Here is a 25970-nt window from a genome sequence, read left to right as displayed (position 1 = left end):
AATTTAAGAGGTTGATTACAGTGATAAAAAAAGGAAATAAATCAAATTATTTAGCGAAAATATCTTTAGGCGTTATGGGTGCAGGCTTTCTCATAACGATTCCTTTTCAAGAAACCTTTATGGGACGATTATTGCAAGGTGGATTTGAGGCAGGACTTGTTGGAGGATTGGCAGATTGGTTTGCTGTAACAGCTCTTTTTCGCCATCCACTGGGTATTCCCATCCCTCATACCGCATTGCTGCCAAAAAACCGAGATCGAATGATTACAGCTCTTATCACGATGCTTGAAAAAGATTGGCTGACTAAAGAAAGCATTAAAGAGAAAATAAATCAAATTAATTTTACAGATAAACTAATACAAATTGCTGAGAATGAATTGTCATCAGTAACTTTGAAGAGAAGAATTAGTTTGATTCTTAATGAGTTCATCAGTTTTGTAAATATAGAAAAAATGGCTCCGTTTATTGAAAAGGAGTTAAAGGAGTATCTTCATACTTTAAAAGTAGAAAAAATTCTTGAAACTATAATTACGCAAGCACTCAATAAAAAATTAGATGAAAAAGCTTTGAACTATATCTTGACTGAAATGGAAAAGTGGATGTCAAAAGAAGAGACAAAGCGAAAAATAGGAATAATGGCCAAACAATTACTTGATAATACCGAAGCAGATGGCTTTTTAAAGATGGCAATTAGTTCTTTTCGTAATCTAATAACGGAGGAAAAGCTAGGGAATATGCTTCAACCCTATTTGCTTAAAAGAATCATTCTTTTACAAAGAGAAGATGACCTATATAGGCATTTGATTCTTTCTCGAATTCGAGAAGAGGTAGTAGGCATGCAAGATAAGGAAGAATTGATGGCTGAGATAAATAATTGGAAGAAAACATTCGTAAACAATTGGAGCCCAGTAGATCAAATTACTGAGATTTTAAAACAACTACAGAAAAAGTTGATGCTTCTAGCCGAAGATGACGAATTTATTGACAAGCATGTGATTTCATTTATTCAAAACTATGTAAATAACATAGTAAAAACACCTGAAAAAATGGAAAGTATTGAAAATTGGATTCAAAAGCAAATTCTATACTACCTTGATATGAACCATTCAAAAATAGGAGTTCTTGTCAAAGAAAATCTAGAAAAATTGGATAACGAAACGCTTATCAATATGATGGAAAATAGCGTTGGTAAGGATCTACAATGGATACGAGTGAATGGAGCTATATGCGGGTTTACGATAGGAATTCTCTTAACGATCTTGAAATCGATTTAATAGGATTAATGAGTAAGGGTCTCATTTAGATTCAGAAAAGGTGAACCGTACACAAATGATGGTAAAGCAGAGTTTTGAATTAGTTCCAGATCGTGCATTATTAGGTTTACTCTAAGTATAAAGCGGCAGAAGCACTGCCGTTTTATTTATTTTTCAGTATGTGCTATTACTACAATTTCAATAACTTCGCCTATATTGAATTTAAGAATTTTACCACTTCCAAACATAAAATCACTTTTTAAAAACAAAAGGTTAATATTCCTTTAGCGAATACATAATGTGGTGGGAAAATTTCACTTTTTTAAACTAACGGGGCTGTGTAGTTAAAGAATTTAATTGGCTTTTTTTACTTGTATTAATAGTTTGGAAAGTAACTTAAAATTGTTTTCATCAGTAGTTAGAAAGAGGTTTATATGAGAGCGTTTATTATACTATTACAAATAGTAAGATGGTTATTTATATTAGTAATATGCTGTGCTGGTATTATTTTAGGTGCTGTAATATTAGGTATGATGGGTATTGATGTACCCAATATAGAACCAATTTTAAATATAGCATCAGTACCAATTTTGCTATTTAGAAATAATATTTCCCTAATAATAATAAACATATTTGTCATTTTTGTTTTACTTTATTTTCAATTAAGAACGTTGAAAAAGGCTAACAAAGAATAAAAAGACCATCCAATTATGCTGATGATCCTTATACAAGGGAACGGACATATTCAAGCCTAAAATTATTTTGGGTTACATAATATAAATACTTTGGTCACAATTTTCTAATCTAGTCATCGGATGCTTCCCATAATTTATCGTTTAATCTAGATTCTTCTTAAGACGAATCAAATATTCAGTGCAACAATTGTCTAGACAAAAATCTAATCTAAGTCAGCAGATGCAGCAAGAATAGAAGGGCTAGAAGAGTTATGTAAAGCTAAAAGGGTTATTGAGTTAATGACACTGAATGAGAGAGGATGTAACGATCAACCAATGCCACAACCGAATTAGTGCGTGCAATACACTCAATATAAATTTGTGCATGTAGAGGTACTTATACATAAAAAAAATGCAGCGTTATGACACGCTACAATAAAATACTGTTCAAAAATGACGGAAAATGATGGCTAATAAATGAGATGTCCATATTACTTAATATGTGAGCTAATAATAATAAGTGTGATACCGGTAAATAAGCAAATGATTCTCGTCACAGGAATTTTATCAGCTAGTCCAAATAAGGCAATTGCTGTCGTTACGATTAAAACTGTTGGACCAACCAATGCAAGCATTGTATTAATATAGAATGCTTTTTCTAAATTATTCAACTTTAGCATCAACAATCCAGCACTTACTTCAATACTTCCAGACAATACACGTAATATAACCATAGCAAGAACCGATTTTTCAATAATTGTCATCATCCTATCTTTAAAGAAAATTTTTGCTTATATTATAATTCCATCATTAGGATAATAATAGTTCTGTTTTAATGAAATACTAAAATCAATATATGTATGATCCGTATCTAATATTCTTGTTAGATAATGCTTTATATTAATAAGTGATTTTCTAGTTAAAAGTTCAAAGAATTGATTAATAGAATCAGTTTTATATATCCATTTTCTGTTTTTAAAAGGAAATAGTATGGGAAAGATAGTACGTTCAATGATACTTAAACATATATGCTAAAGGGAAACTATAAATTTCATCACTATATTGAATGAATGTCAGAAATAAAGTCGGCAGTAAACGAGCGGATATTAATTAAGAAACAGTCCCTTCAAATTTGAAAGGACTGTTCATTAGGGGGAGCATTGCTTTATTTTACAAGTTTAATGTGGAGCTTTTGTTTGAAGTAGCTTTAACCCCATACAAATAAATATCATTCCTGTTATTTTATTCAGAATCATACCTAATTTTTGGTTTCCTCTTAGTTTTTTAGTAACGTACGAGGAGAAATAAGCAACAAATAAACACCATAGGAGTCCAGTTGCTGTAAATGTAAGCCCTAAAATTAAAAAAGGAGCAGGACCTGATGCTTTTATATCTATAAACTGCGGAATAAAAGCAATAAAAAATAACGAGACTTTGGGATTCGTTAGACTTGTTAAAAGACCTTGTATATAAATTTTTCTTAAGTTAATTTACTTGATGACGCTTCAAAACCTATGTTTGATTTATCAAGTATCATTTTAATTCCTAGATAAACGAGATAAATAACACCAATAATCTTTATGGTATTAAATAATACAATCGATTTTGCTAGAATAAGCGATAAGCCAAAAGCAACAAATAACGTATGAACCAAGGAGCCAGTAATAATACCGAATACAGAATAAACACCAGCTCTTTTACCTTGTGAAATACTTCTACCAACAATATACATGGTATCAGCACCTGGGATTAGATTTAATAATATCCCTGTTAATAAAAACATTTCATAATTAATAATACCGTACATATTAGCACCTCTATCTTTTTTGGGGTGCCCTTATCGATATTAAAGTAATTGAAAGAAAAATGAAAGCCTCTTTTGATGGAATAGCAAAAAATATACTTGGTTAGTGTTTTACTGAACACTTTGAATTAATTTATAAAAAAGGTAATCTGTTACTTCTTACGAATAACGAAGAATTTGTGAAGAATCATATTTTAATTAACAAGTGCTATAGCGCAACAAGGGTTTTTTAATAATAATCAGACTTTTTTATAAAGAATTTAATCTGCCACATTAAATAAGAGCATGTTTTGAACAATCTTTTTCAAAACATGCTCTTTAGATTTGCTCTGATATCCTTAATTAAATCCAACATTATTACAATGCTACTCTATTCTTATGAAATAGTAAGAGAGAAGAATAAATGGTTAGACAAGAGTCATTCACCTTGAAAGAAATCGCGTCTATAATTCAGACATTGATGATTTATAAAAGGAGCAATCAATAGAATTTATGGAAAGATTGATCAAATAATTAACAAATCCAACGCCCACCTATTCTCAGCACTTACACTCGCAATTGTTACAAGTCGGTAACGGATATTTCGGAGTTATTTTTTAAAATTGAACCTTTCTTGAATTGATAATCGTCTAATAGAAGAATTTGGGAGCAGGTTGAGAAGGAGGGAAGTAGATTGGATAGAGAAGAAAATGATTTCATACTAGAAAAATTGATGATTGATTATGGTAATGAGTTGGTACGATTGGCGTTTTCATATGTGAAAGATGCAGAGATTGCGAAGGACATGGTTCAAAATACGTTTATCAAATGTTACAAAAGCCTTGATTCATTTCGATTTGACGCACAAATTAAAACATGGCTTTATCGTATTACCATTAACGAATGTAAGGACTATTTGAAAAGTTGGAATTACAAAATGGTACACGTAAAAAGTTTTATTAATGAAACGGCGAAGTCAATATTACCTTCAACAGAAAAAACAGTACTTGATAAATACAATAATGAAGAAATTAAAGATACGATTTTTTCTCTTCCAAAAGTATATCGGGAAGTGGTTTATCTATACTACTACGATTCATTGACGACTGATGAAATTGCCAATGTTTTAGATGTTTCGGTAAATACAGTGAAAACTCGATTAAGAAGAGCAAAACAACGATTAGAGTCGATGATAAAGGAGGCAGAAGTTAATGAATGAGAAACGTTCAAAAACTCACTTTTCTAATAAGTTGAATCAAGAACTACAATTTACGAAAGAAGATCGTCAAAAAGTATTAGAACAAATCAAGAAAATAGACAGGGATTCTCATATGCAAAAAAAGTCACCTATTTTCCTACAAAAATTCGCACCAGTAACAGTTTCTATATTAATAATAGGTCTATGTTTATTTTTATTTTTGCCATCATTACTCCCTGGAAATCTGACTAAAGAATCTAACATACGTACTGCAAGTAACCAAGTGGTTGAAGAAGAGAGGGTTTCAACTACATTAATTACGGTGAAATCAAAGGAGATGGATAATAGAATTTATCTAAATCTATTACTTACTTATAATAAAGATAAAAAGATGATGAAAGTTGTATCATTCCCTGCTGAGACATATGCACCAGTATCGACTAATAATGATGGGACAACTTTGTACGATAAATTATTGTTTGCATATAAATATGGGGGCGCTTATAATGTAAAAACGACTGTTTCAAAATTATTAGCATTACCAATTGATTATTATTCAGTAATTGATGTGGAAACTATTTCAACGCTCATTGATTCTGTAAATGGATTAGAATACGATTTGCCAGAAGATATTCGAGTGAGAGCAATCACACAAGTAGCATTTGAATTTGAAAAAGGATTACAGAGTTTTAGCGGTGAAGAAGTTATCGCATTATTGATGGCAGCCACAGAAGGTGTAAATCTAAATGAAGAAAATCTCGTAAATCTATTGCAAGCTATAATTAATAAAATGGAAGCTGAAATGCCACCAGTACAATTAAAAGAAATGTTTACTCAAATGGAAACGAATACATCACTTGATTCATTGTTAGAAAATCAGCTAGAAATTCAGTCAATAAAATTGGTTTCTTTAAGCAACGGAATGCAAACGGATTCAATAACATTAAGTGAGACTGAGGGTAAATTTTATTATAAATTTGAAAAAGATTTTTTAAATACTATATTAAATAATTTAACGACCTTTAACTAAGTATATTATACAAACACATACAAAATAACGTTCCCAAATCAAATTTTGGAAACACTTGAAAAAGCCATGAGCGCTGTTAAATCAGTGTTTTGTGGCTTTATGTATGAACATTATCTATACAAATTTTTATGCAAGGTATATGAGGGATTGTTGTCAATAAGTGTTTTGATTATTTAAGAAAATATAAGCAGCAAGCAAGATCAATAGATATTGATATAGCAGACGGTCGTTATCCAGAAAAAATTCTATTATTACGTGAGAAAAATGAGCAATTAGAACAACTCCTACAGCAGCTAGATGCGCTCGATCTCATTATAGAGCCATTTACTTGAGTAACACATTTAAACAAAATCGTTATGGAGCAAAGAAATTGTGAAGATTTTCACTTAAACTAAAGTTAGTTTTATAAGGTGTTTGTTTTATCATTAAACAATAAAGATAGATGATCAAAGAAAAGAAGTAAGACAATTTAATATTCGTTTCGATGAACCGTAGCGTAAGATAAGAAAAAGTCATTCCCTCCACAAACGGAGAGAATAACTTTCCTTCATAAATCGCAAAACTGCTGATTATAGTTTTGCCCAACGTTCCTCTAACCAGTTCATAAATTGCTCACCTTTGTCGCCTTCATACGCATCAAAAACATCTAAACGCATACGTTTTAGTTTATCCGCAAAGTCTGCCACTGTATGGTCCTTTGGCAAGCTCTTTTTAACACGTAGGAAAATTTTGTCTGTTCCTTTGATAATATCAAAACGTGCAGGTGATGGCTTCTCTACGTCCTCGCCAAGCGCCACAAGTGCTTCATAGGCTGCTAATTGCACCTTGTTGACAGTATCATGCTGCATACGATTTTTTAATAAATCTATGATTTTGTCATGTTGATAAGCTGATAACTTTTCGACTGCGTCTAAACGTTCTCGCCAGCTAGACGTATAATTGGCCTGTTTTTTTAATGTTTCATACTGCTCAGGTAATGCTGTTTCAAATTGTTTCAAGTAATTGCACCTCTTTTTTTAACTAGAGGAAAAATGAATTCTTCTTCTGTTTCTCTTATTATACGTTGTTTTGGTGAAAATAGCGAAGAATCGATGGTAAGGATATATATATAATGGCAACTAACTACACTAAGGTGAAACGTATCATAATTATGTACTATTCTTTATTAGTTTTGCCTTTCTTCTTAAACTAACTCCTAATCGGGCGCTTTTCTGGAATAAGGAAAGCGTCCTTCTTCATGAAAGGGCCATATTGTGGAAAAGAATATGGTATAATTAAAATGTCTAAATATTTCCATAATACTGTTTTTTAGACATTATTTTATTAAGGGAGGCGTTCATTATGACAAACAAAAAAACTTTTTTACTGAAGAATTTAAAGGGGATAACGCCTAACTAACAAAGTTTACTTAGCGTTTCCCCGAAATTTGAAAGGGGAAAATATATGCTTACAAGTAATGTGAAAATCGTAGAATTGAACGAAGAGAACTGGTATGAATGCTGTGAATTGAAATTATCCGCGAAACAAACGGAGTATTTGGAGTCAAACGCCAGATCAATTGCCCAATCAAAGTTTGAACCTTCATTAAAACCTTTTGCAATTTACTATAAAGATAAAGTAGTGGGTTTCCTTATGTTTAACACTGAAAAAGAGGAACTTGATGGATATTGGGTATTTAGGATAATGATTGATGAGAATTTTCAAGGTAAAGGTATAGGGAAAGCTGCGACAAAGCTAATGATTTCAGAGATGAGTAAGTTGCCAGATGCAGAAAGAATTGTTGTTGGTTATCATCCGGAAAATCAGGAAGCACATCACTTATATGCCAGTTTAGGATTTATTGATAATGGTGACCGATTTGGAAAGGAAATGGCTGTTATCAAATATATAAACAAGTAAAATAAAAATAAGGGAGAGCCTGTTTTGGGTTCTCCCTTTCAAATTTAGTAAATAGACTACTCAACAATTGGGCGCGGTTCTGTAATAAGGATCAGCGCTCGATCATTATAGGGACATATAATTGAATAAGAAATGATAATTTATAAATAGGGATAACGTCAGGAAAATGCGGATTTATAACGCTAAGTAAGGTTCACTATTAAAAATCCTAATTTCTCAGTATTAAATGAAAAATTAGGTTTTTTCATTAATAGAAAGAGATTTATAAGTATTTATCGCTAATCACTTTCATATGGCGTAACTCGTGTCCGACAATGCCATATACAATGGTACCTACTGAAACTGGGCTGTTCATTACAGTCCCATTACGAACCCAAGCAGCTTCATCAATAGTTGAAATCAGGCTTAACGTGTTGGAGCGTACGGTGTCTAAACCAGCTAGTAACTGTTCCCATGATAATTTGTTGAAGTTTGCCGCAGAAACGTATTGATCCTGATCCATTGCTGGGAGTGGTACAATTTCATTTCGTGCAATGGCAAGCATTCGATATGACATCACACGTTCCGAGTCGGTCATATGCCCAATCACTTCTTTTAAAGTCCATTTCCCTGGTGCGTACGTCTTACTTGCTAACTCCTCTGATACGCTGCCTAAGATGGTAAGGGTCTTAGCTCGTTGCTTAATAAGTATTTCTTCAATATTTCCATCTGGCACAAGACTAACATACCTATCATGCTCTGGATTTTCAATAAATAATGGTCGTGGACGCACATGAATCCTCCTCATCGGAATAGTTGATTATAGTTGTAGGGTAATATTCTACTTTCAAGAGGATATTTCCTTTATATAAAATTTATTTATTTTCATTACCGCTATTTCGAAGACATATGAAATAATCGGGCGCAATTCTTGAAAAGGAAATGTGCCTTTTTCATTAATAGGGCCATATTGTGGAATAAAAGACTTTTATGAAATGTTATCTAATGACGCTTTGGGAAGGTTTATATTAAAATTAATCGAAGTATTATGTAAGGGAATTTGAAAGAGAAGGCAATGTTCTTTATGCCGAGCCAGAATAATCAAAGAAAAAAAGACAAAGGCACCGAGAAAAGTAAAACTCGATGCCTTTTGTCGAAAACCGAGGGCAAATCCCCCTTTTTAACACAACGTTTTTCACTTTAATTCGTTCTCAAAGCGCTTTCGTATTACTAGAGCCCAGACAGTGAACACCGCTAAAACAAATGATGAGGCGACAGCAATCTGCAACACTATTCCGGTTCGAGATTTGAACAATAGCACGACTGAGATTATTAAAACGGATCCAGTAAAACCCATTCCCAAGATCAAAAACGCCAAAACCTTGTTCATTGAATCACCTCATAGATAATTAAAACAAGATACTGCTCCAGCAATAGTACCAGCACCAAGAACTGCATATGCACCAATACATGCAGCACATATCACTGCAGTTACTGGTGTTGGTGCTGCACACGAACCGCCACACGCAACCGCAATGGCATAAGCCAGCGTACCACCAATATCCATGGCTACTACAAGACAAGTTGCCACATCGCCTACACTCCTCGGTTGAATCATAGAGGGCTCTTCTGCAAGCAATTCCTCATCCGTCATATAAGCAATCCCAATATCCTGAGATTTAACAAGCGTTCCATTCAAATACGTCGAAACCTGGAAGTTTCCTAGTACATTCTTGGTAAGAAACATTTCATTTGTCTGTAATACGTTATCATCCTCATCGAAGAACACCGTGATGTTACTAGAAAGGCTATAATCCCCATGCAAAGGAATTGAAACAGCTGTAACTCCACCACCGACAGTGTACACAATTGAACCTTCCAATCTAAGAGCAGACGTAGGAGCTACAGTCCCTTTACCTTCTTCGACTAAACGAAACGTTGCATCAATCTTTTCCTCAGCCGCAGAGCCGATAACTTGAACAATACCCGGAGCGTCGTTAGTTAGCGCGGAAACTGTAGTTTGAGGTAAACTATAGAAAAAGGTAGCAAAAATCATTAATACTGGTAAAAAGAATTTTTTCACCTTCGACATAAAAAACCTCCTTTTTATTTCTTTATTTTGTTACAAATTACCAATTATACATAAAATGTAAATATACTTCTTACCTTTGAAAAAATATTAATAAAAATTTCCACAAATCCCTAATTTTGAGATAAAAGTAAACCTCGAATTTCTTGATATACTGTAGATAGGGGCGCTTTAGTGTAACAAGGATTTATAACGTATACATAAATAAACTAGTAACATTCCCAAATGCAAGTTTTGAAAGAGACCAAAATCCTTGCATTTGCAATACTTGTTTTAAATGTTTAATAATTGCTTCTTTAACTATATCGGCTTTTTGAAACTTCTCTGTTATTCAACAATCGGGCGCTTTCCTTGAATAAGGGAAGGGCCTTTTTCCGTTAAAGGGCCATATTCTTGAATAACCGATTAGGCTGTATACTAAAGATATTTTGAACAAATGTACTTAAACTAATGGGTTTCAGTGGAATAAGAAGAATTAAAATAATCAACAATGTGAGTTGTTTTTTAACAATTAGCAAGATTATGGAGTACATAAACAAGTATGCTTTAAGTTTTCTGAAAATTATGGGAGGATATAAAAATTGTGAACAATGTATTATTATTATTGAATTGCCCCTATAATAAAAAAAGCGCGCGCTGTAGTAATTGGAAGGAGCAAAGAAATGATTGCAAATCAACAATTAGTTATAAACAACCTGGAAGAAAAATTAAGAATATTTACTCGTGCAGTTAATGGAAAACTTATCAAAGAAGAAGATTTCGTTTTGGCGAATACAGAAATACCCACGGATACATTCAATATACTTTTGCCGAAAGCTTCACATATAAAAAATGCATTTAATATTAGAAGTAGCATAGAAAATATGTCTCTAAAAAAATATCCTTTTAGTACGTGGATTGACTCTCGGTATTTGAACGCTGGTTGGCAAGACTTGATGCAAGAATACAATCTAAAAGAAGCAGAACGTAATGTAATGATGAAACTTGAAAATACTCTTAATGCCGGTCAAAGAAATTCCCATCAGCTTATGATTACTCGTGTGGGGAATTTTGAAGAACTTAAGGAATATAAAGAGGTCTTTATAAGCCTATTTGAAGGTACACCAGAAAAAGATGCGCTAGAAAATTATTTTAATAAGTTTTCTGAAGTAAATTTAGGTTCAGAAATTCAAATGTTTATTGGACGCGTCGGTGAAATAACTGTATCTACTGGTTTACTAATAGATAGCAAAGAAAGTTATGGTATTTATGATGTAATGACAAAAGAAACATTTAGAGGTAAAGGATATGGCAGTGAAATGTTTCAATACCTTCTTACTCAAACAAAAGATAAACAAAAACCCGTTGTCTTACAAGCATCTGATGATGGAAAAAATATCTATAAGCGCTTTGGGTTTATAGATGTCGGAGAAATGGTTGTATTTGAATAAGGCATTTCTTATTAAGCAAAAGAGTCCTTCGGTTTAAGAAAGAGGTTGGGACAGAACTCGATTATATTGAAAAACAATAAAATTGGATATTAGCTTTTTCACTTCAAGAAGTTAAAAATGCCTTCCTAAATCAAAAAATGTTAGACCAAATTATATCTTGGTCTAGCATTTTTTCTTTTTGTCCCAGCCACTTCTTCTTTTTTAACCTCGTCCTAATTTTAGAAACATAGTGTAGAGATAATAGTTAAACAAGGATTTATAACGTATACATAAATAAACCTAATAACGTTACCAAATGAAAATTTGAAAAGAGGGCAAAACCCAGGAATTGCTGTTGAAACGATGTGTTAACCTGTATATTCGACGCTTTAAAACTGAATTTTTATCGTTACTATACTTCAATTACAGTGCCTTTAATTGAATAGTGATCTTCCACAATCGGGCGCTTTTCTGTGATAAGGAAAGCGTCTTTCTTCATGAAAGGGCCATTTAATTAAATAACACTCCTAAATTAAAAATAGGATTTTATGTTAATCTTGATGTGAGTTTGTAAAACAATATAATTAAGCTAACAGGGCGGTTTAGTTAGTATTTATTTATTTTTACATATACTGTATAATTTAGAATTGGAATATTTAACTTTGAGTATTTCTAAAGAATTACTTTGGGAGGGGAGAATTTGGTATATTTAGCTTTATTTATTGGTGTCGTTTCAATTGTAATTACGGATAAGCTTACTCAAGCTTTTAAATTATCAAGCACTTGGGCGATGCTTGGTCAAATCAGTGCGTCACTTGTAATCATAATGGTTGGAAACCTCAAGGTTAATCATATTAGTCTAGGTAATAACTTTGAATTAGGATATTTGACGGTTCCATTTACTTTATTACTTCTTGTAAGTTTTACAAATGTAATGAATGTAGAAAAAGTGCAAAATCCTTCAATATTGCTATTGCCATTCGTTTCTTTAGTTTTTATCTCAATAGCAGCTCTCGTCATAGGTCATCCATTTGTTTTAATAACGGGGATTTGTTCCAGTTTAACGCTTATGTTTATTCTGCTATACGGCTATTTTACTGGTAAAGCATTTATGGGAAGAACGCTTACTACGTCAATAGGTTTCATAATAGCCGTGCTTTCAATATCCCTCATTAAATCATCTATTGTAACAATTTATATTCCGTTATTTACTTTAGCTCTACCATTCACTTTATATTATTTAATTCAAGATAAAATTACGAATGTACAATCAATTACAGTTAGCTTTTTAACAGCTATTTTATTTGGTGTATTTATGTACATAGTTCCTTTTATTACAATATGGTATCTCGTTGTTGGGTTAACAAGTATTTTGGTTATCACGCAATTTTCACGGAAATATCGCTTTATTTAGAAACTAAACTTCTTGTTCAACAATCGGGCGCTTTCCTTGAATAGGAGAGTGTCCCTTTTCATGAAAGGGCCATTTAATTGAATAACACTTCTAAACTTAAAATAGGATTTTATATTAATCTTGATGTGAGTTTGTGAAACAGTGTACTTAAGGTAACGAGGCAGATTAGTTCAATAAGAAATTCAAAGTAATACGAGAATTAATACTAAAATATGGTAAAATAATTGGGCGAATAGTCTGTTTTTTTACATAGGGGGATTTTATTTGAAAAATTATCAAAAAAACAGTTGTCATATTTCTTCTAATAATTATTTCCTGCACACAAGCTGAAGAATCGAAAGCAAAGCAAGATATTGAAAGTATCGTTTTATCATTCGAACACCCACAAACAGGTCAAAAATTTAAAATAGTCAATGCCTATAAACTTTATCAAAACTATGCAGATAAAGTTGAAATTAATCCAAAACAATCACAATTGGAAATTTATAATGAAGAGGTAATTAAACCCGTATATAGTGCTTGTTTTGAGAATGGTGAATATCCTAATATGGCAGATGAAATTCTAAATGTAGCTCCCGACCTTTTAACAGAAAATCAACTATTAAGTGAAAAAATTGATAGGGAAGAAACTGAAAAAATTATTAAGGAAGCCCTTTTAAAATCTTCTGATCTTCTTCCATCTGGAAATGAAACAACTGTATGTGTTTTTCCTGCCACAAATACAAATACACTAATGACTACTGTGGGGGCAGGAAAAATAATAGTACTTTACAACAAATATTATAAAAAAGATGTTTTAAGGTCTAGCATGGCTCACGAATATCATCATAGTGTTTGGACAGAGAAGTACTTACGTAATGCTCCATCTTTTACCGTTTTGGATAGCCTAATATTTGAAGGAAAGGCGTTTATGTTTGAAAAGTTAGTTTATCCTGATATTTATTATGTTCCAATTTATTCAACATACAACAAATATTATTGGTCAAAAATTGTAGTAGATCTCGAAAAGCATGATCTTAATCGGGCTTACGAAATTATACTGGGAGGTAATGGCCTTCCTAATCGTTATGGTTACAGTGAGGGCTATAAAATGGTAAAATCCTATCTTGATTTGCACCCAAATGTAACCTCAGAGGAATGGACTGCCCTCAGTGCAAAAGAAATTTTTGAAAAAGGAAACTATCTTGAAAACTATAAATAACAAATCTATGAATGAATTAGGGGTAAATATATGTTAATGATTAGTTAAAAATCATTGATTGTGTATGCAGCTCTTTTTTTCTTATTGAACTAACTAGGTGCTTTTGTTCATTAACGATCTTCAACAATCGGAAGCTTTTCTGAAATAAGGAAAGCGTCTTTCTTCATGAAATGTCCATTTAATTGAATAACACTTCTAAATTAAAAATAGGATTTTAAGTTAATTTTGATGTGAGTTTGTGAAACAGTGTACTTAAGCTAACGAGGCAGGTTAGTTCAATAAGAAATTACAAAGTAATAGAGATAGTACAGACCTTAGAAAAGATTACAGAAGGTTTGGAAGAAACACCAAGTAGCATCTTTAAATTTGATACTCTAAATTTCGATAATAAATATTTTGAAAAAAAGAATTGATTATGATCTTACAAAACCTTATAAAAGACAAAAGTGGAAATGAAGTTCGTTTGGTATTCAATATAGCTAATGAAATATAGAATACATACAAAGATTGAAAGAATAAATAGAACTTTAATATCCTATTCAGATTAGGTTCTTTGGATGAGAATCGCTATGAACTATAGATTGGAACTATGGAGGTTTAGTCATACAATAGTTCATAACTATTCTACTTGTCATTATTTTCAGCTTACTTTGTAATACATAAACAAGAAAAATTTAGATGCCATCTATCTAAAAGAATGAAGTTAGTTCTGAAGTAAACGTTTATTAATAAACAGACTTTGCTAAGCCGTTACATGATTTAATGCCTGTATTACCAAAGAGTTTTCATGAAGGTCTATTGGTTAGAGGGAATGGAACTTTTACATAAAATCAAGGTCAACCTCAAATATTTAGAACAACCACTTTATGAAAAGTTGCTTGGACTTAATCATTAAAGCTTATAGTGAGTGAGATTACGTCTATACAGGTGATATTACACATTCTATTTATCATAATATATAAACAATACAACAATTATTATTCCATGGGAAAAATCCATTTCAAAAATAAAAGTAAGCTGTCAATTTGAACAATCATCTTCAAATTGACAGCTTTTTATATACAGTAAAATTGATTCTATTTTATATAACTATATCTCATTTTATTTCACAAATAAGATATAGTTATATAACTTTAATTATTATTTTTCCTTATGTATATATTTCACTTTAATCACATACTAACCTCATTTTTATTTCACATATATATGATATCCTAACTTTGGGAAAGAGTTGTCTTTTAAACCATTTTAAGGAGGAAATAAGTAACTATCATTTAAACAAGATAATTTTTTTCAATTACGGATAATTCTAAGGAGACTGAGGAGGAATGAGAAAGGATTCTAATTGTTGGAAAGATGAAAATGCCATTAAAATAGTAGGGTTAACAGGAGGATATACTAAGAAACCAATCCTTCGTAATTTAGATTTTAATGTGCGAATGGGTGAAGCAGTAGCAGTAGTTGGTGAGAATGGGGTAGGGAAAACCACTTTTCTACGAGCGATTTTACAACTATTGCCAAGGCAAAAAGGCGAGTGTTTAATGCTTGGTCGAAATATTAGTTCATCATTTGATAAGCGTTGGGTGCGTGCGCAGATTGGTTATGTTCCACAAACCCTTGTTACAGGAAAGTTCCCCGTTTCTGCGGAGGAAGCTGTATTACTAGGAAGATGGGGAACCTCATTTGGTTTTGGTAGACGCCCCTCATTACAAGATAGAGAAAAGGCTAATTTGCTACTTGAAAGAGTTGGCTTATTTGAACTGAAAGACAAGGATTGTCGGTTGCTTTCAGGGGGACAACGTCAGAGACTTAACATAGCACGTGCTTTAGTACGAGAACCTAAAATTTTATTACTTGATGAGCCTACTACTTATTTAGACAAAGAGTCTCGTATTATGTTAGAGCAATGTGTTAATGAATTAAGAACCCTATACAATATGTCAGTGATTCTAATAACACATGAACAAGATGCAATAGAGCAATTTGGTGCTCGAGTAGTTCGTCTTCAAAATGGATGCATGTATGAAGAGTTGAGGTAAAAAAGATGAATGTATGGCAGTATTTTGAACTTCCGGTTTTTCAAAAGGCATTATATGCATGTATATTGTCTGGAACTTTTATTTCATTACTGGGTATTGTAATAGTGATGTTGAATTTGACTACAATTCGATTTGCTCTTATGCATATGGCATTACTCGGGGGAGCTATCGGTTTAATGTTTGGTACTACCCCTATTACAGGGGCTATGGGTGGTATTGTGTTGGGATCTCTATTACTAGGGCCTTTTTCTCGAAAATTAAAGATGGACACAGGGTTAATTGGCGCTTTTTTTATGACCGGTGCTATAGCTATAGCATTCCTAATATTTTATAGTGCTGGTATACCAGCTATGGATGTATTTGGGTTGTTTTCGGGTAGCGTACTTACCATGACCAAGTGGGATTTAATATTACTAACAGTATTATCATTAATGGTCGTAGGGTGCTATTTTTTCTTTTATCGAGAACTTCAGCTACTGTTTTACGATGAAGTTCAGGCAGAATGGCTAGGTATGCCAACAGAGTTAATAAAAAATATATTGCTCTTTATGACTGGATTGGCTATTGGCATAGTGATGAAAATTGTTGGAGCACTGATGATTGACGCCATAATATTGTTGCCTGCTCTATCAGCACTAAGAATTTCAAGAGATTTCAAACAATTGTTACTTTTGACTTCTATTTTTGGCATGCTTACAACCTGTGGAGGTCTATTTCTTTCAATAATGTTAGATTTTCCTATAGGGGCAACAATTGCGATTGTGGGTGTAAGTTTACTACTAATCACATTGCTGTTCCGACGTTAAATAATAAGAATTAAAAGGGGTTATGAGATGAAGTGGAATAAAGCTATAATGTATTTTTCTCTGTTTACTGTTATTTCATTGTCAGGATGTGGAAATGCAAAGGAAAGTGAAAATACATTGAATGACCATAGTACAGGTCATTCTGAAGAGAATCATGGCACACAATCTAATGAACATAGTACAAGTCATTCCGAAGAGGAACACGGTACACAATCTAATGAACATAGTCACAATGGTCATGAAACAAGTGATCAGCAAAGCAATAAACCCGTAAGCCTTTCAGAAGTAAAAGGTGTAGTGGCTTCTACGAGTTTAACCGCAATGATAGCAAAAGCAGCTGGTGCCAAGAATGTGACTTACATAGCACCGTTAGAATTACGTCATCCTCCAGAATATGACTATCGCCCAAGTGATTTGTCAAAAATCACTGACAGTTATATTATTTATCTTGGTTATGAACCATTTATGAAAAAATTGATTGAATCTTCAAATATTTCTTCGGATTTAACAGCGGTTATTGAAGTAGATAATACACCTGACGGTTACCTTAATGAAGCCAGAAAATTAGCGAACATTTGGGGTACACAAGCTGAGGAGGCCAAGTGGGAAGAAGAGTTTAATAAGGTGGTAGAAGAACTAGAACAATTGGCCAAAAAACAAGATGTATCCAAAGTCAAAGTGATTTCTCAAGTTTACATGACTCCATTAGTTAAATGGTTTGGTTTTGATGTTGTTGGGGAGTATGGTCCAGAGGAATTAACGGCTGCTCAACTAAAGGATCTTATAGCTCTAAAACCAGATCTTATTGTTGATAACGCACATATGCCACAAGGGAAAGGCCTTGCAACTGCTTCAGATAAAACAAAACTGGTTGAATTAAGAAGTTATCCAGACGGAACTTTAAATTCAGTTCAGGATATTTTAATCTATAATGCTAAGCAATTAGAAATTGTAAAATAAAGTGAAATGTAAGTACGTAAGTAACCTTAATACTTGAGTATGGTATTACTAGTCACATCTAAACAGGTGTGGCTTTTTAGTTTTTAATATAACAGTAGAGCAACAATTGAAGTAAACCTATAATAGGGGGAAAATATGATAAAAAGATAAATTGATCAGAGTTATTTATATAGTGAATCTATTTTGAGTGCATTACAATTTACATTAGATTTTATCTATGAGCAGAAGTTTTATCTCGTAGTTTAAGATAAACCTTTTCAATCAAATGAATTGATATATTGTTTTAATAACATAGCAATCCCGTTTAACCTAATAGAAAAACGGGATTGCGGATTACGTTATATAGAAAAATGATTGGTACAATTAATTTTATTCTGAGGTAGATTCAATTCTTTCTTCTGTTCGTGGATGTTCGTCAAGATATGGGGATAAATAGGCTTCTCTTAATTCATGTCGCATCCATCCCATTATACCTACTACACAAATGAACACAATTATAGAGGCTAGAAAAGAACTAGTAGAATCTTTATAGCCTGCTGCATATAGTAACATACAAAGTATAACAGTTAATACAATAGAAATGATGAGTAAAGAAGTTAACAATAAATCCTCGCCTAAATAAAGCATACGAATATTCGTATCAAATGAAAATAATAATAAGAAACCAGCTACCAACTGTACAATTGTAATCCAAAAGCCTATCTTTGCACCAAGAAGTTTTAATGATTGTTCATGTTCTTCTAACCTATTCTGCTTTCGCTTCTGATAAGTAAAATAGACAAACATATAAAATCCACCTGTTGCTAAACTTGCTAGCATGAAATGTAGGTAACGTTGCCAGATTTGAGGATAGTAAACTAAGCTTTCAAAAAAACCATTTGCTTCTCCCCAACGATCAGGATATAACATAGAAGTTACATTGACAATAAAAATAAGAGGCACAAAGAATAAAATCAACATTGCCAAGAAACCAATACTAATATGAAGTAATTTTTTGGTTTGATATTTATCCCAAGTAAACTTGTAAATGTATAACAGAAGAAATGCAGTAATTAGTTGGATTAATAAACTCATCCAAGCCTTTCCTATTAGTATAGTTGAAGAATAAAAATATTGTGTATACAAGACACTCACAATCAGTAATGGGCCAACTCCTAGAACGACTGCAATACTCTTATGTATTGAAGCATGAAATGAACAAATTTGCGCCATTTTATCAAATAAACTATTTTTTTTGATCATACTCGTAATTTCTAATCCAACAGCTCCTGCAGTCAATGAGATTGTAAAATTCACAAAAATAATATGGAAAATGAATGTTACAACGATAAGAATTTCAAGTAATCCAATAGGTGCAGGTATTGGTAAAGGATTATCTGAAGAAATTAAAGCAAAACTTAAATAGTTCATTTTATAGACACCTCTTCTTCCTCTTCAAGTACTGTTAAAATATAAGTAGCTAAAGCTTCAATTTCTTTTTCAGTCCCCATAAATGGAGGCATTGCTACTTGTGCAAAATGCATATTCGGAACAAAGGACATAATGGCTTCCTTATCCCAACCTTCCATTCTACTAGACAAGGCTCTTGTATCTCTCCATCCATCTATTGTATGACAGGTAATACATTGACCAACGAATACATCTCTACCCGCTTCAACCATATTATTTTCGTTTACTACTTTTTCTTTTGCCCACGTCGCATTGGCCAAATAACCTTCTTTTTGAAGTTTTTCTTCATTTTTTGCTAACATCCCATTCGCATACATATAGTTATAGATAATATAGGGTTTTCTTACAGTTTCCCTTACTACTTCAAATTCCCCAATAAAACCGATGGATGAGAACATCACTGCTATTGATAGAATCCACGGGACTGTTTTTGGACTTTTTACAAGCCATACTAAGAAAATAATAAGTATACTAAATCCTAAGATATTTAAACTTTTGAAGATGACCTCGGACATCCCTGTAGACCAGACAATCATATTATAAGCTTCATTTGGGATGGCCCATAAATACCATAACCCTGTGATAAAAGTCATAGGTAAAGAGATAGCACCCCAGAAAGCAAATACACGAAAAACTTCTGTACGTAAAGCTTTATCTTTAATACGCCAACGGATAAAAAATGATACTAAGGATATTGCTAGCATAATTGCTAAAAACATGCGGAATCCAAGTGAAGGGAAGTAGGTTGGATTGAGGAATGCATTCCAAAATGAGAATGTTTCAATCCAACGCCCTGGTGTTAATTTTGCAGCTAAGACACCCGTAATGATCACCATTGTTACCCATGAAGCAACACTTAGTGCTACGCCCAGCATGATATGTTTACGTTTACGTTCGCCTTCTTTCCATTTATCCCAAGTATAATAGTAAAAAATAAGTATAATTACTTCTGAGATAAACGCTCCCCATTCAACCACCCATGCCCAGAAAAAAATACGCAATAAAGAAGAAATTGAATCTGGTTGTATGACTGTGGTTGAAAACCAAATGCCTACTCCGGTCATTGCTCCAATAGTTGTAGTAATGATTAAAACCCACTTCAACATTGTTTTTGCTACTTGATCTAATTTATCATTCTTCTTTTTCATCGCTCGATATTCAGTCGATACAACTAAAACAGATGTACCTATCGCGACGCCATGGCTAATTATCACATGAATTATTGCAATAAGAGCAATCACAGTGCCATTACCAAACCATGTATAATCCACGGATGGAAAATTCATAATACCCTCTTCCTTTCATTTTTTAATCAAATGCAATGCAATCATACTAAATAGTTTTGAAAATCGAATGAGTAATATGTGAAATTGAAAAGAACTATATTTCATTATTTTGTCAAAATAGTTTAAGTAACAAGAATTTCTTTACACATTGCTTTCTTTATTAGCCCTGTTTTTTATAGCAGCCTATAAGTTATACTAATGAAATTCTATTTTTTGTTGCTTAAAGTTCATTTGAATTTCTCAAATTTTTTTTATAATAGTCGTATTAAAAGGAACAATATAGTCAAGAGATGAAGCTTTTTACAAATAGGGGGTTAAGGAAATGAGTGTTCGGAGTGACCAAACTAGTCCACCATTATATGTATATGGAACTGAAGCAAATCGATTTATCACCTCATCGGTCCAGTATTTACCTAAACAAGCTAAGATTGCGGCTTATGCAGAAAATGAGGGAGCGAATGCGGTTTTTCTAGCCAAACTTGGACACCAAGTAACGGTTTATGATTCGACTTTATATGGTCTAGCTAAAGTACAGTTATTAGCAAGAATGAATGGCGTATCAATCGTAACAAAGAGAGTGGAATTAATAGAGTATGAGTTACCTCAAGAAAATTATGATGGTGCAATAATGGTTTTTGGTCATTTCAAACATAAATTCCAATTAATGGTATTAGATAAAATAATGAATTCTATAAAATTCAATGGTGTTTTTATGTTTGAGGTGTATGAGTATGCACAGCTTTTATACAATACAGGAGGACCAAACGATATGGCTTATTTATATAATGCTGAGGATATATTAAGGTGGGCTAGGCGCTATAAGCTAAAACATTACTTCACTGGGGAGGTAGCGCAACATGAAGCTTCACTTCAAAAAAATACTCGCCGTGTCATACAAGTCATTGTAGAAAAATAAGAGTTTAATTTTAATATTCAAAGTCCATTTTCATCCAAGAGAGTTCAGAACAAATAAAGTTGTGTAATAAGCTATAATCTTCACTTAGTACATTTTATCCATTTTTACTTTTATAAAAAGAATATTATTGTCACTTATATTTCTAAGTTTTTTCACAATTTTTTAGTAAGGTATATATATCTAGTAAAATAATTACTCAGGAGGTAAAGGAATGAAGAAAATTTTTCTCGTTGTTCCATTTATGCTAGCTCTATATGCATGTAATGATGATAGTACAGCAGGCACAAACAAAGAAACAGTCCAGGAACCAAAACAAGAAGAGGTTGATTCAGAACAACCCAAAAATGAAGTTACATATTTAGCATCCACTGCTGAGTGGGAAATAGATGATCGTCTACAAGAGCCAGCAGAGGATACTGTTTGTGAAATGTGTAATATGAAAGTATATACAAAGGACCATGACCTAGGCGTTTTTTCTGCGCAATCTGTTAAACCTGATGGATCGATTGCATTTTATGACGACATTGGCTGTTTATTAAATGCGGAGTTGGTTCAAAATCAAACGAATGAAAAATTTGTGAGAGATTATATAACATTAAATTGGATAGATGTTGAGGAAGCTACAGCTGTTAAAACGGATATGAAATCCCCTATGAACTGGGGGTATATATTCTTTGCCTTTGAAGAAGATGCAAAAGCTTATATTTCAGAAAATCCAACCGCAAAAGTTGAAGAATTAGACGTAATTAAACAAGCAGCAAAAGAACGTCGTGAAAAAATGATGCAAGAAAAAGGGGACCATGAACAACATAGTGAGGACCAGCATGGAACTGAAGAAACACATAGTCACTAATATGAAAAAGGGCAGTTTACTTGCCCTTTTTTTCTGCATAGTTGGATTTTCAACACCTGCATATGCTCAGAGCGTACAACAGCAGATTGATAGTCTCTCATCGGGTGAGATTTTAGAGCTAGAACCAGGACTATATTCAGAAAATTTATTAATAAAAGAACCTATTAAAATAAACGGAAACAAAGGTGTTAAATTCACTGGAAAAATAGAAATTAAAGCTGATGATGTAGAGATTAGTGGCATTCAATTTCTTGGAGAGCAAGGCATTGTTGCAAAAAAAGTTAAAAACATAAAAATCACCCAAAATTCTTTTCAAACAAAAAGGTTTCCTATTTACTTCGATGGTGTAGAAAATAGTGAAATTGCTGAAGTAGACGTTATTGGTAAATCTGGTCATTATTCAGAAAAAAGCCATGGTATTTCTCTTTATAACTCTAAAGGTATTCATATTAAAAATAGTACTATTACACAAACACAAGATGGGATTTACTTAGAGAATAGCAGACAAGTTACAATCGAAAAAAACACGATTACGTATGGACGTTACGGGACTCATATCATGTATGGTAGCGATATGAAATTGCTTCATAATAACTACTCCGATCATATAACAGGGGTAATGTCCATGATGGCAAATAATGTAGATATAGAAGAGAACACAATTAAACATCAAAATGCTTTAAATAGTTCTGGCATTACACTTTATCAAACTTCAAAAGTAAATGTGGTCCATAATATCATTCGTGAAAATTCTATAGCAGTTCAATTACAGCAGGCAGATACGGTAGATATGTCCAGTAATATATTTGCTAGTAATTTATTAGTATTTAAAAATATTCAGCCAAAAGATGTCCTTGTTACAAACAATCAACTTTATGGAAATGTGCTCGTTGCTTCAAGTGGTTCCCAAGGCATAACACTTAGAGCGAATGTTTATGATGATTACGAAGGGGAAGACTTCGATGAGGATGGCTATGGCGATAGTGTTTACATTGCAACGTCTACTTTCGGTAAATGGGTATTAAAAAATGAATATTATCAATATTTTATTGGAAGTACAGCCACAGGATTATTAGAAAAGATGGATAACAAAATATCAGAACCAAATGCTCTAATGGATGCGCAACCCATTGTTCGTGAGGGTCAGCCTTGGCAATTATCCTTTTCAGGAAAACATTTTAGCATTGGCGTTGCTTTACTGATTGTACTAGTTTTTAGTTGGAGGAAATTGAAATGAAAAAGATCATTTTATTAGTAGTAATAGGACTTTTTTTGATGGGTTGTTCGGAGAAGACAATAGAACCTCGGGATATTGATCCTGAGACGGATATTTGTATTGTGTGTAACATGGGTATCACGCATCCTGATTATGCAGGGCAAGTAATTTTCAAAAATAATGATTATCTAGTATTTGATGATTTAGGTTGTTTAATTGAATATTTAAAAAGTCCAGAGCAAGAAGTAGCCGCAGCTTATATCAAATCAAATGATAAGCAAGAATGGATAGATGTGAAGACGGCTGCTTATTTATATAACGAGGATTATTGGACACCCATGAATTATGGTGTACTTGCCTTTGCGTCAATTGGGGACGCAGCAATTTATGAGCAAGAAAATGGTGCTGGTAAGCCACTTGGATACGAAGAATTAGTAACGTCATTTAATTGGGGTGTGCATGAACATTGATTAAATCGGAAATAAAGCAGCTTTTCCGGAGTAAGTGGATTTACATGTTGCTTGGTATTTTTATTGTATTATTTGTTGCTATTTTGATGTTGCAACAATTAAACACGGATGCAGGTGGCTTCGATCGCTTTCAAGCCTCTCTCTTAAATTTATTACTTTTTTTGTTTCCTTTATTTATTTTGACAATAGGGGCAATGAGTATAGCTGCTGATATAGAATCAGGATGGTATCAATTAATTCGATCATATCCCGTTAGTATCGCACATTATTTAGGGGCAAAATATGTCGCATTAGTATCCATTTTTTTATTCGCTTTAGCAACTACAGAAGCAGTTATTTTAATTGTAGGAGCTTTCTTTGGTGGCGTTCATATAGATAGTCAGTTTATTGTATTAACAACAGTTATTATCGTTGTTTTTAGTGCTATAAGTGTAATGATTGGCGCTTTTTCCATACATCGATTACAGGCATTAGGTTTTAGTCTAGGGCTATGGGCAGTTTTTACATTATTGAGTAATTATGTAGTAATGGCAATTGGAACCATTATTCCAAAACACGTCTATGAAAAAATAATCTATACACATGTCCATATTAATATTATTGAGTGGCTCCGATATATCTATTTAATTCAAATAGAACAAACAGGTATTTTAGGGAAGTCGTTTTATTATTTATCACAGTTTTACGAAACTAGTCTAGGGATTGGCTTGATAATAGGTATAACCATATTATGGTGGTTGATTCCTCTTTGTCTTGCTTATTTTAAGTTGAAACGTAAGGAGAGCTATAGATGATAGAGCTACAAGAGGTTGTGATTACATATCGTAAAGGACAACAAATTGGTCCAGTTACCTATCAACTTACAAGTGGGAAAATTGTAGCTTTAGTGGGGGAGAATGGTGCTGGAAAAAGTACATTAATGAAACTGATTATGGGACAATTACCCTTAGATAAAGGGACTATAACTGGCATTCCCAAAGGAAGAGTACGATATATGCCTGATGATTTAAACTTTCCAACTACACTCAAAGTGAAAGAAATTATTGAGCTTTTAGGTAAGCTAAAGGGGATTACTAGTAGGAGTCAGGATAATATTTTACAGTTAGTTGATCTATTCGAGCATAAAAATAGTTTTGTTAGTGAGCTTTCAAAAGGAATGAGACAACGTTTAAACTTTGCCCAAAGCCTGTTAGGCGAATGTGATGTGTATATTTTAGATGAACCTACCAATGGTCTAGATCCATATTGGATCAACAGAGTGAAATCAATTTTAAAGGAGGAAAGAGATAAAGGTCAATTGATCTTGTACTCTACTCACTTACTATCAACAGTGGAGGAAATTGCAGATGAAGTAATTTTCATTCATAAAGGTAAAATTCTTGCTTCTGGTAATATTTCGAGTTTAAAAAGACAATATGCTGAAGAATCTTTAGAATCCCTATGGTTGAAATTGTATTTAGGGGAGGATTTGTCATGAAGAATTGGCTTTCAGCATGTGTTATTTTAATTTTAATTGGTATTGTCTTTATTAACTATTTACCTTCAGATAAAGCAGAAACTTCTAAAGAGATAATAGATAGCACAGTTAAATCAACAGATATAAAACTTTCAGATAGGGCAGTGCGGAACTTTGAATTGCCAAATGTCTCAGGCAACCAAAAAACATTATACAATTATTTAGGCAAACCAGTTGTCCTTGTATTTTGGGCAACCTGGTGTGGACCTTGTAATGAGGAAATGCCACGATTGCAAAACTATTATGACACAAAAAAAGATGTACAGATTGTCACAGTCAATGCAACTGATACCGAAGCAAGTATAGAAACGGTAACTAAATATGCTACTAAAAAGGGATGGGATTTACCTATTTTATTGGATGAAACTGGGGATATCCGAAAGCGATTCGGTGGTTTTACAATACCAACTACAATATTTCTAAGCGCAAATGGAGAGATTGTTCATGAAGTTTATGGACCTATAGATGAGCAATATATAGACAATATTATTAGTGAACTATAATACCATAGAAACAGGTGCTAATTGTGT

At 32.8% G+C, this 25970-nt stretch carries 24 protein-coding genes and 1 pseudogene; 18 read left to right on the top strand and 7 right to left on the bottom strand.

The genetic code is table 11. The features are described 5' to 3' along the window. Positions 1 to 20: 20 nt before the first annotated feature. Complete coding sequence (locus tag JTI58_RS21660) at positions 21 to 1274, top strand: DUF445 domain-containing protein (protein WP_243456194.1); 1254 nt, start codon at positions 21 to 23, stop codon at positions 1272 to 1274. Positions 1275 to 1687: 413 nt separating this feature from the next. Continuing rightward, positions 1688 to 1948: a hypothetical protein gene (locus tag JTI58_RS21655; RefSeq protein WP_205443640.1), complete on the top strand. Its 261-nt coding sequence runs from the start codon at positions 1688 to 1690 to the stop codon at positions 1946 to 1948. 470 nt (positions 1949 to 2418) lie between these two features. On the opposite strand, the gene JTI58_RS21650 is transcribed toward JTI58_RS21655, so the two are convergent. Further along, a complete protein-coding gene (locus JTI58_RS21650; RefSeq protein WP_009371666.1) occupies positions 2419 to 2694 on the bottom strand; it encodes a YqhV family protein in 276 nt (91 codons plus the stop codon). Positions 2695 to 3105: 411 nt separating this feature from the next. Next, positions 3106 to 3734, bottom strand: a pseudogene (locus JTI58_RS21645) (LysE family translocator). A gap of 670 nt (positions 3735 to 4404) precedes the next feature. Between JTI58_RS21645 and JTI58_RS21640 the strand changes: the two are divergent. Further along, positions 4405 to 4929, top strand: a complete 525-nt coding sequence (locus tag JTI58_RS21640; RefSeq protein ID WP_205443638.1) for a sigma-70 family RNA polymerase sigma factor — start codon at positions 4405 to 4407, stop codon at positions 4927 to 4929. Next, positions 4922 to 5938, top strand: coding sequence for an LCP family protein (locus JTI58_RS21635; protein WP_205443637.1), 1017 nt, complete (start codon positions 4922 to 4924; stop codon positions 5936 to 5938). Before JTI58_RS21640 ends, JTI58_RS21635 begins: the two co-directional genes overlap by 8 nt. A 569-nt stretch (positions 5939 to 6507) precedes the next feature. On the opposite strand, the gene JTI58_RS21630 is transcribed toward JTI58_RS21635, so the two are convergent. Then, positions 6508 to 6936 carry a HEAT repeat domain-containing protein gene (locus tag JTI58_RS21630; protein WP_205443636.1) on the bottom strand — a complete coding sequence of 143 codons (429 nt, stop codon included), beginning with the start codon at positions 6934 to 6936 and terminating at the stop codon, positions 6508 to 6510. Between the two features lie 445 nt (positions 6937 to 7381). Between JTI58_RS21630 and JTI58_RS21625 the strand changes: the two genes are divergently transcribed. Continuing rightward, positions 7382 to 7837 (top strand): GNAT family N-acetyltransferase, encoded by a 456-nt coding sequence (locus JTI58_RS21625; protein WP_205443634.1) that lies wholly within the window; start codon positions 7382 to 7384, stop codon positions 7835 to 7837. A gap of 262 nt (positions 7838 to 8099) precedes the next feature. On the opposite strand, the gene JTI58_RS21620 is transcribed toward JTI58_RS21625, so the two are convergent. Together JTI58_RS21620 and JTI58_RS21615 are read right to left on the bottom strand one after the other, a co-directional pair. Continuing rightward, the gene (locus tag JTI58_RS21620; protein WP_205443633.1) at positions 8100 to 8609 is read right to left on the bottom strand and encodes a DinB family protein; all 510 of its coding nucleotides are present in this window, start codon (positions 8607 to 8609) and stop codon (positions 8100 to 8102) included. Positions 8610 to 9215: 606 nt separating this feature from the next. After that, positions 9216 to 9908, bottom strand: a complete 693-nt coding sequence (locus JTI58_RS21615; protein WP_205443631.1) for a hypothetical protein — start codon at positions 9906 to 9908, stop codon at positions 9216 to 9218. Positions 9909 to 10567: 659 nt separating this feature from the next. On the opposite strand from JTI58_RS21615, the gene JTI58_RS21610 reads away from it, so the two are divergent. The 6 genes from JTI58_RS21610 to JTI58_RS21585 all read left to right on the top strand — a co-directional run bounded on the left by JTI58_RS21610 (position 10568) and on the right by JTI58_RS21585 (position 17734). Then, on the top strand, positions 10568 to 11335 hold the full coding sequence (locus JTI58_RS21610) for a GNAT family N-acetyltransferase (RefSeq protein WP_205443630.1): 768 nt from the start codon (positions 10568 to 10570) through the stop codon (positions 11333 to 11335). A gap of 679 nt (positions 11336 to 12014) precedes the next feature. After that, on the top strand, positions 12015 to 12728 hold the full coding sequence (locus JTI58_RS21605; protein WP_205443628.1) for an MraY family glycosyltransferase: 714 nt from the start codon (positions 12015 to 12017) through the stop codon (positions 12726 to 12728). 547 nt (positions 12729 to 13275) lie between these two features. Next, a complete protein-coding gene (locus tag JTI58_RS21600; protein ID WP_347709100.1) occupies positions 13276 to 13929 on the top strand; it encodes a DUF2268 domain-containing putative Zn-dependent protease in 654 nt (217 codons plus the stop codon). A 1328-nt stretch (positions 13930 to 15257) separates the two neighbouring features. Further along, entirely contained in the window at positions 15258 to 15968 is a 711-nt protein-coding gene (locus tag JTI58_RS21595; RefSeq protein ID WP_205443627.1) for a metal ABC transporter ATP-binding protein, read from the top strand. Positions 15969 to 15973: 5 nt separating this feature from the next. Beyond that, positions 15974 to 16774 carry a metal ABC transporter permease gene (locus JTI58_RS21590; protein WP_205443625.1) on the top strand — a complete coding sequence of 267 codons (801 nt, stop codon included), beginning with the start codon at positions 15974 to 15976 and terminating at the stop codon, positions 16772 to 16774. 27 nt (positions 16775 to 16801) lie between these two features. Next, positions 16802 to 17734 (top strand): metal ABC transporter substrate-binding protein, encoded by a 933-nt coding sequence (locus tag JTI58_RS21585; RefSeq protein ID WP_205443624.1) that lies wholly within the window; start codon positions 16802 to 16804, stop codon positions 17732 to 17734. Positions 17735 to 18103: 369 nt separating this feature from the next. On the opposite strand, the gene JTI58_RS21580 is transcribed toward JTI58_RS21585, so the two are convergent. Beyond that, positions 18104 to 19144, bottom strand: coding sequence for a cytochrome ubiquinol oxidase subunit I (locus JTI58_RS21580; RefSeq protein WP_205443622.1), 1041 nt, complete (start codon positions 19142 to 19144; stop codon positions 18104 to 18106). Beyond that, on the bottom strand, positions 19141 to 20469 hold the full coding sequence (locus tag JTI58_RS21575) for a c-type cytochrome (RefSeq protein ID WP_205443621.1): 1329 nt from the start codon (positions 20467 to 20469) through the stop codon (positions 19141 to 19143). The genes JTI58_RS21580 and JTI58_RS21575 overlap by 4 nt, the downstream gene beginning before the upstream one ends. Positions 20470 to 20791: 322 nt before the next feature. Here JTI58_RS21575 and JTI58_RS21570 point away from each other — a divergent pair, with 322 nt between their 5' ends. The 7 genes from JTI58_RS21570 to JTI58_RS21540 all read left to right on the top strand — a co-directional run bounded on the left by JTI58_RS21570 (position 20792) and on the right by JTI58_RS21540 (position 25943). Continuing rightward, entirely contained in the window at positions 20792 to 21385 is a 594-nt protein-coding gene (locus tag JTI58_RS21570; protein ID WP_205443619.1) for a class I SAM-dependent methyltransferase, read from the top strand. 211 nt (positions 21386 to 21596) lie between these two features. Next, entirely contained in the window at positions 21597 to 22238 is a 642-nt protein-coding gene (locus tag JTI58_RS21565; RefSeq protein ID WP_205443618.1) for a nitrous oxide reductase accessory protein NosL, read from the top strand. Then, on the top strand, positions 22210 to 23475 hold the full coding sequence (locus JTI58_RS21560) for a right-handed parallel beta-helix repeat-containing protein (RefSeq protein WP_205443616.1): 1266 nt from the start codon (positions 22210 to 22212) through the stop codon (positions 23473 to 23475). Before JTI58_RS21565 ends, JTI58_RS21560 begins: the two co-directional genes overlap by 29 nt. Then, positions 23472 to 23924 (top strand): nitrous oxide reductase accessory protein NosL, encoded by a 453-nt coding sequence (locus tag JTI58_RS21555; protein WP_004230382.1) that lies wholly within the window; start codon positions 23472 to 23474, stop codon positions 23922 to 23924. Before JTI58_RS21560 ends, JTI58_RS21555 begins: the two co-directional genes overlap by 4 nt. A 44-nt stretch (positions 23925 to 23968) precedes the next feature. Next, the gene (locus JTI58_RS21550) at positions 23969 to 24718 is read left to right on the top strand and encodes an ABC transporter permease (RefSeq protein ID WP_243456190.1); all 750 of its coding nucleotides are present in this window, start codon (positions 23969 to 23971) and stop codon (positions 24716 to 24718) included. Then, positions 24715 to 25401 (top strand): ABC transporter ATP-binding protein, encoded by a 687-nt coding sequence (locus JTI58_RS21545; RefSeq protein WP_205443615.1) that lies wholly within the window; start codon positions 24715 to 24717, stop codon positions 25399 to 25401. The genes JTI58_RS21550 and JTI58_RS21545 overlap by 4 nt, the downstream gene beginning before the upstream one ends. After that, entirely contained in the window at positions 25398 to 25943 is a 546-nt protein-coding gene (locus tag JTI58_RS21540; RefSeq protein WP_205443613.1) for a TlpA family protein disulfide reductase, read from the top strand. Before JTI58_RS21545 ends, JTI58_RS21540 begins: the two co-directional genes overlap by 4 nt. Positions 25944 to 25970 lie beyond the last annotated feature (27 nt).

The organism is Lysinibacillus fusiformis, assembly GCF_016925635.1.
Lineage (GTDB): Bacteria > Bacillota > Bacilli > Bacillales_A > Planococcaceae > Lysinibacillus > Lysinibacillus fusiformis_F.
This window is presented reverse-complemented; position numbering and strand designations above follow the sequence as displayed.

Coding starts and splice junctions, on each gene's coding strand:
- JTI58_RS21600 (WP_347709100.1), top strand. CDS start 13,276: ATGGCAGATGAAATTCTAAATGTAGCTCCCGACCTTTTAACAGAAAAT.
- JTI58_RS21650 (WP_009371666.1), bottom strand. CDS start 2,694: ATGATGACAATTATTGAAAAATCGGTTCTTGCTATGGTTATATTACGT.
- JTI58_RS21555 (WP_004230382.1), top strand. CDS start 23,472: ATGAAAAAGATCATTTTATTAGTAGTAATAGGACTTTTTTTGATGGGT.
- JTI58_RS21570 (WP_205443619.1), top strand. CDS start 20,792: ATGAGTGTTCGGAGTGACCAAACTAGTCCACCATTATATGTATATGGA.
- JTI58_RS21575 (WP_205443621.1), bottom strand. CDS start 20,469: ATGAATTTTCCATCCGTGGATTATACATGGTTTGGTAATGGCACTGTG.
- JTI58_RS21590 (WP_205443625.1), top strand. CDS start 15,974: ATGAATGTATGGCAGTATTTTGAACTTCCGGTTTTTCAAAAGGCATTA.
- JTI58_RS21550 (WP_243456190.1), top strand. CDS start 23,969: ATGTTGCTTGGTATTTTTATTGTATTATTTGTTGCTATTTTGATGTTG.
- JTI58_RS21610 (WP_205443630.1), top strand. CDS start 10,568: ATGATTGCAAATCAACAATTAGTTATAAACAACCTGGAAGAAAAATTA.
- JTI58_RS21615 (WP_205443631.1), bottom strand. CDS start 9,908: ATGTCGAAGGTGAAAAAATTCTTTTTACCAGTATTAATGATTTTTGCT.
- JTI58_RS21595 (WP_205443627.1), top strand. CDS start 15,258: ATGAGAAAGGATTCTAATTGTTGGAAAGATGAAAATGCCATTAAAATA.
- JTI58_RS21545 (WP_205443615.1), top strand. CDS start 24,715: ATGATAGAGCTACAAGAGGTTGTGATTACATATCGTAAAGGACAACAA.
- JTI58_RS21585 (WP_205443624.1), top strand. CDS start 16,802: ATGAAGTGGAATAAAGCTATAATGTATTTTTCTCTGTTTACTGTTATT.
- JTI58_RS21540 (WP_205443613.1), top strand. CDS start 25,398: ATGAAGAATTGGCTTTCAGCATGTGTTATTTTAATTTTAATTGGTATT.
- JTI58_RS21625 (WP_205443634.1), top strand. CDS start 7,382: ATGCTTACAAGTAATGTGAAAATCGTAGAATTGAACGAAGAGAACTGG.
- JTI58_RS21565 (WP_205443618.1), top strand. CDS start 21,597: ATGAAGAAAATTTTTCTCGTTGTTCCATTTATGCTAGCTCTATATGCA.
- JTI58_RS21655 (WP_205443640.1), top strand. CDS start 1,688: ATGAGAGCGTTTATTATACTATTACAAATAGTAAGATGGTTATTTATA.
- JTI58_RS21580 (WP_205443622.1), bottom strand. CDS start 19,144: ATGAACTATTTAAGTTTTGCTTTAATTTCTTCAGATAATCCTTTACCA.
- JTI58_RS21635 (WP_205443637.1), top strand. CDS start 4,922: ATGAATGAGAAACGTTCAAAAACTCACTTTTCTAATAAGTTGAATCAA.
- JTI58_RS21560 (WP_205443616.1), top strand. CDS start 22,210: ATGGAACTGAAGAAACACATAGTCACTAATATGAAAAAGGGCAGTTTA.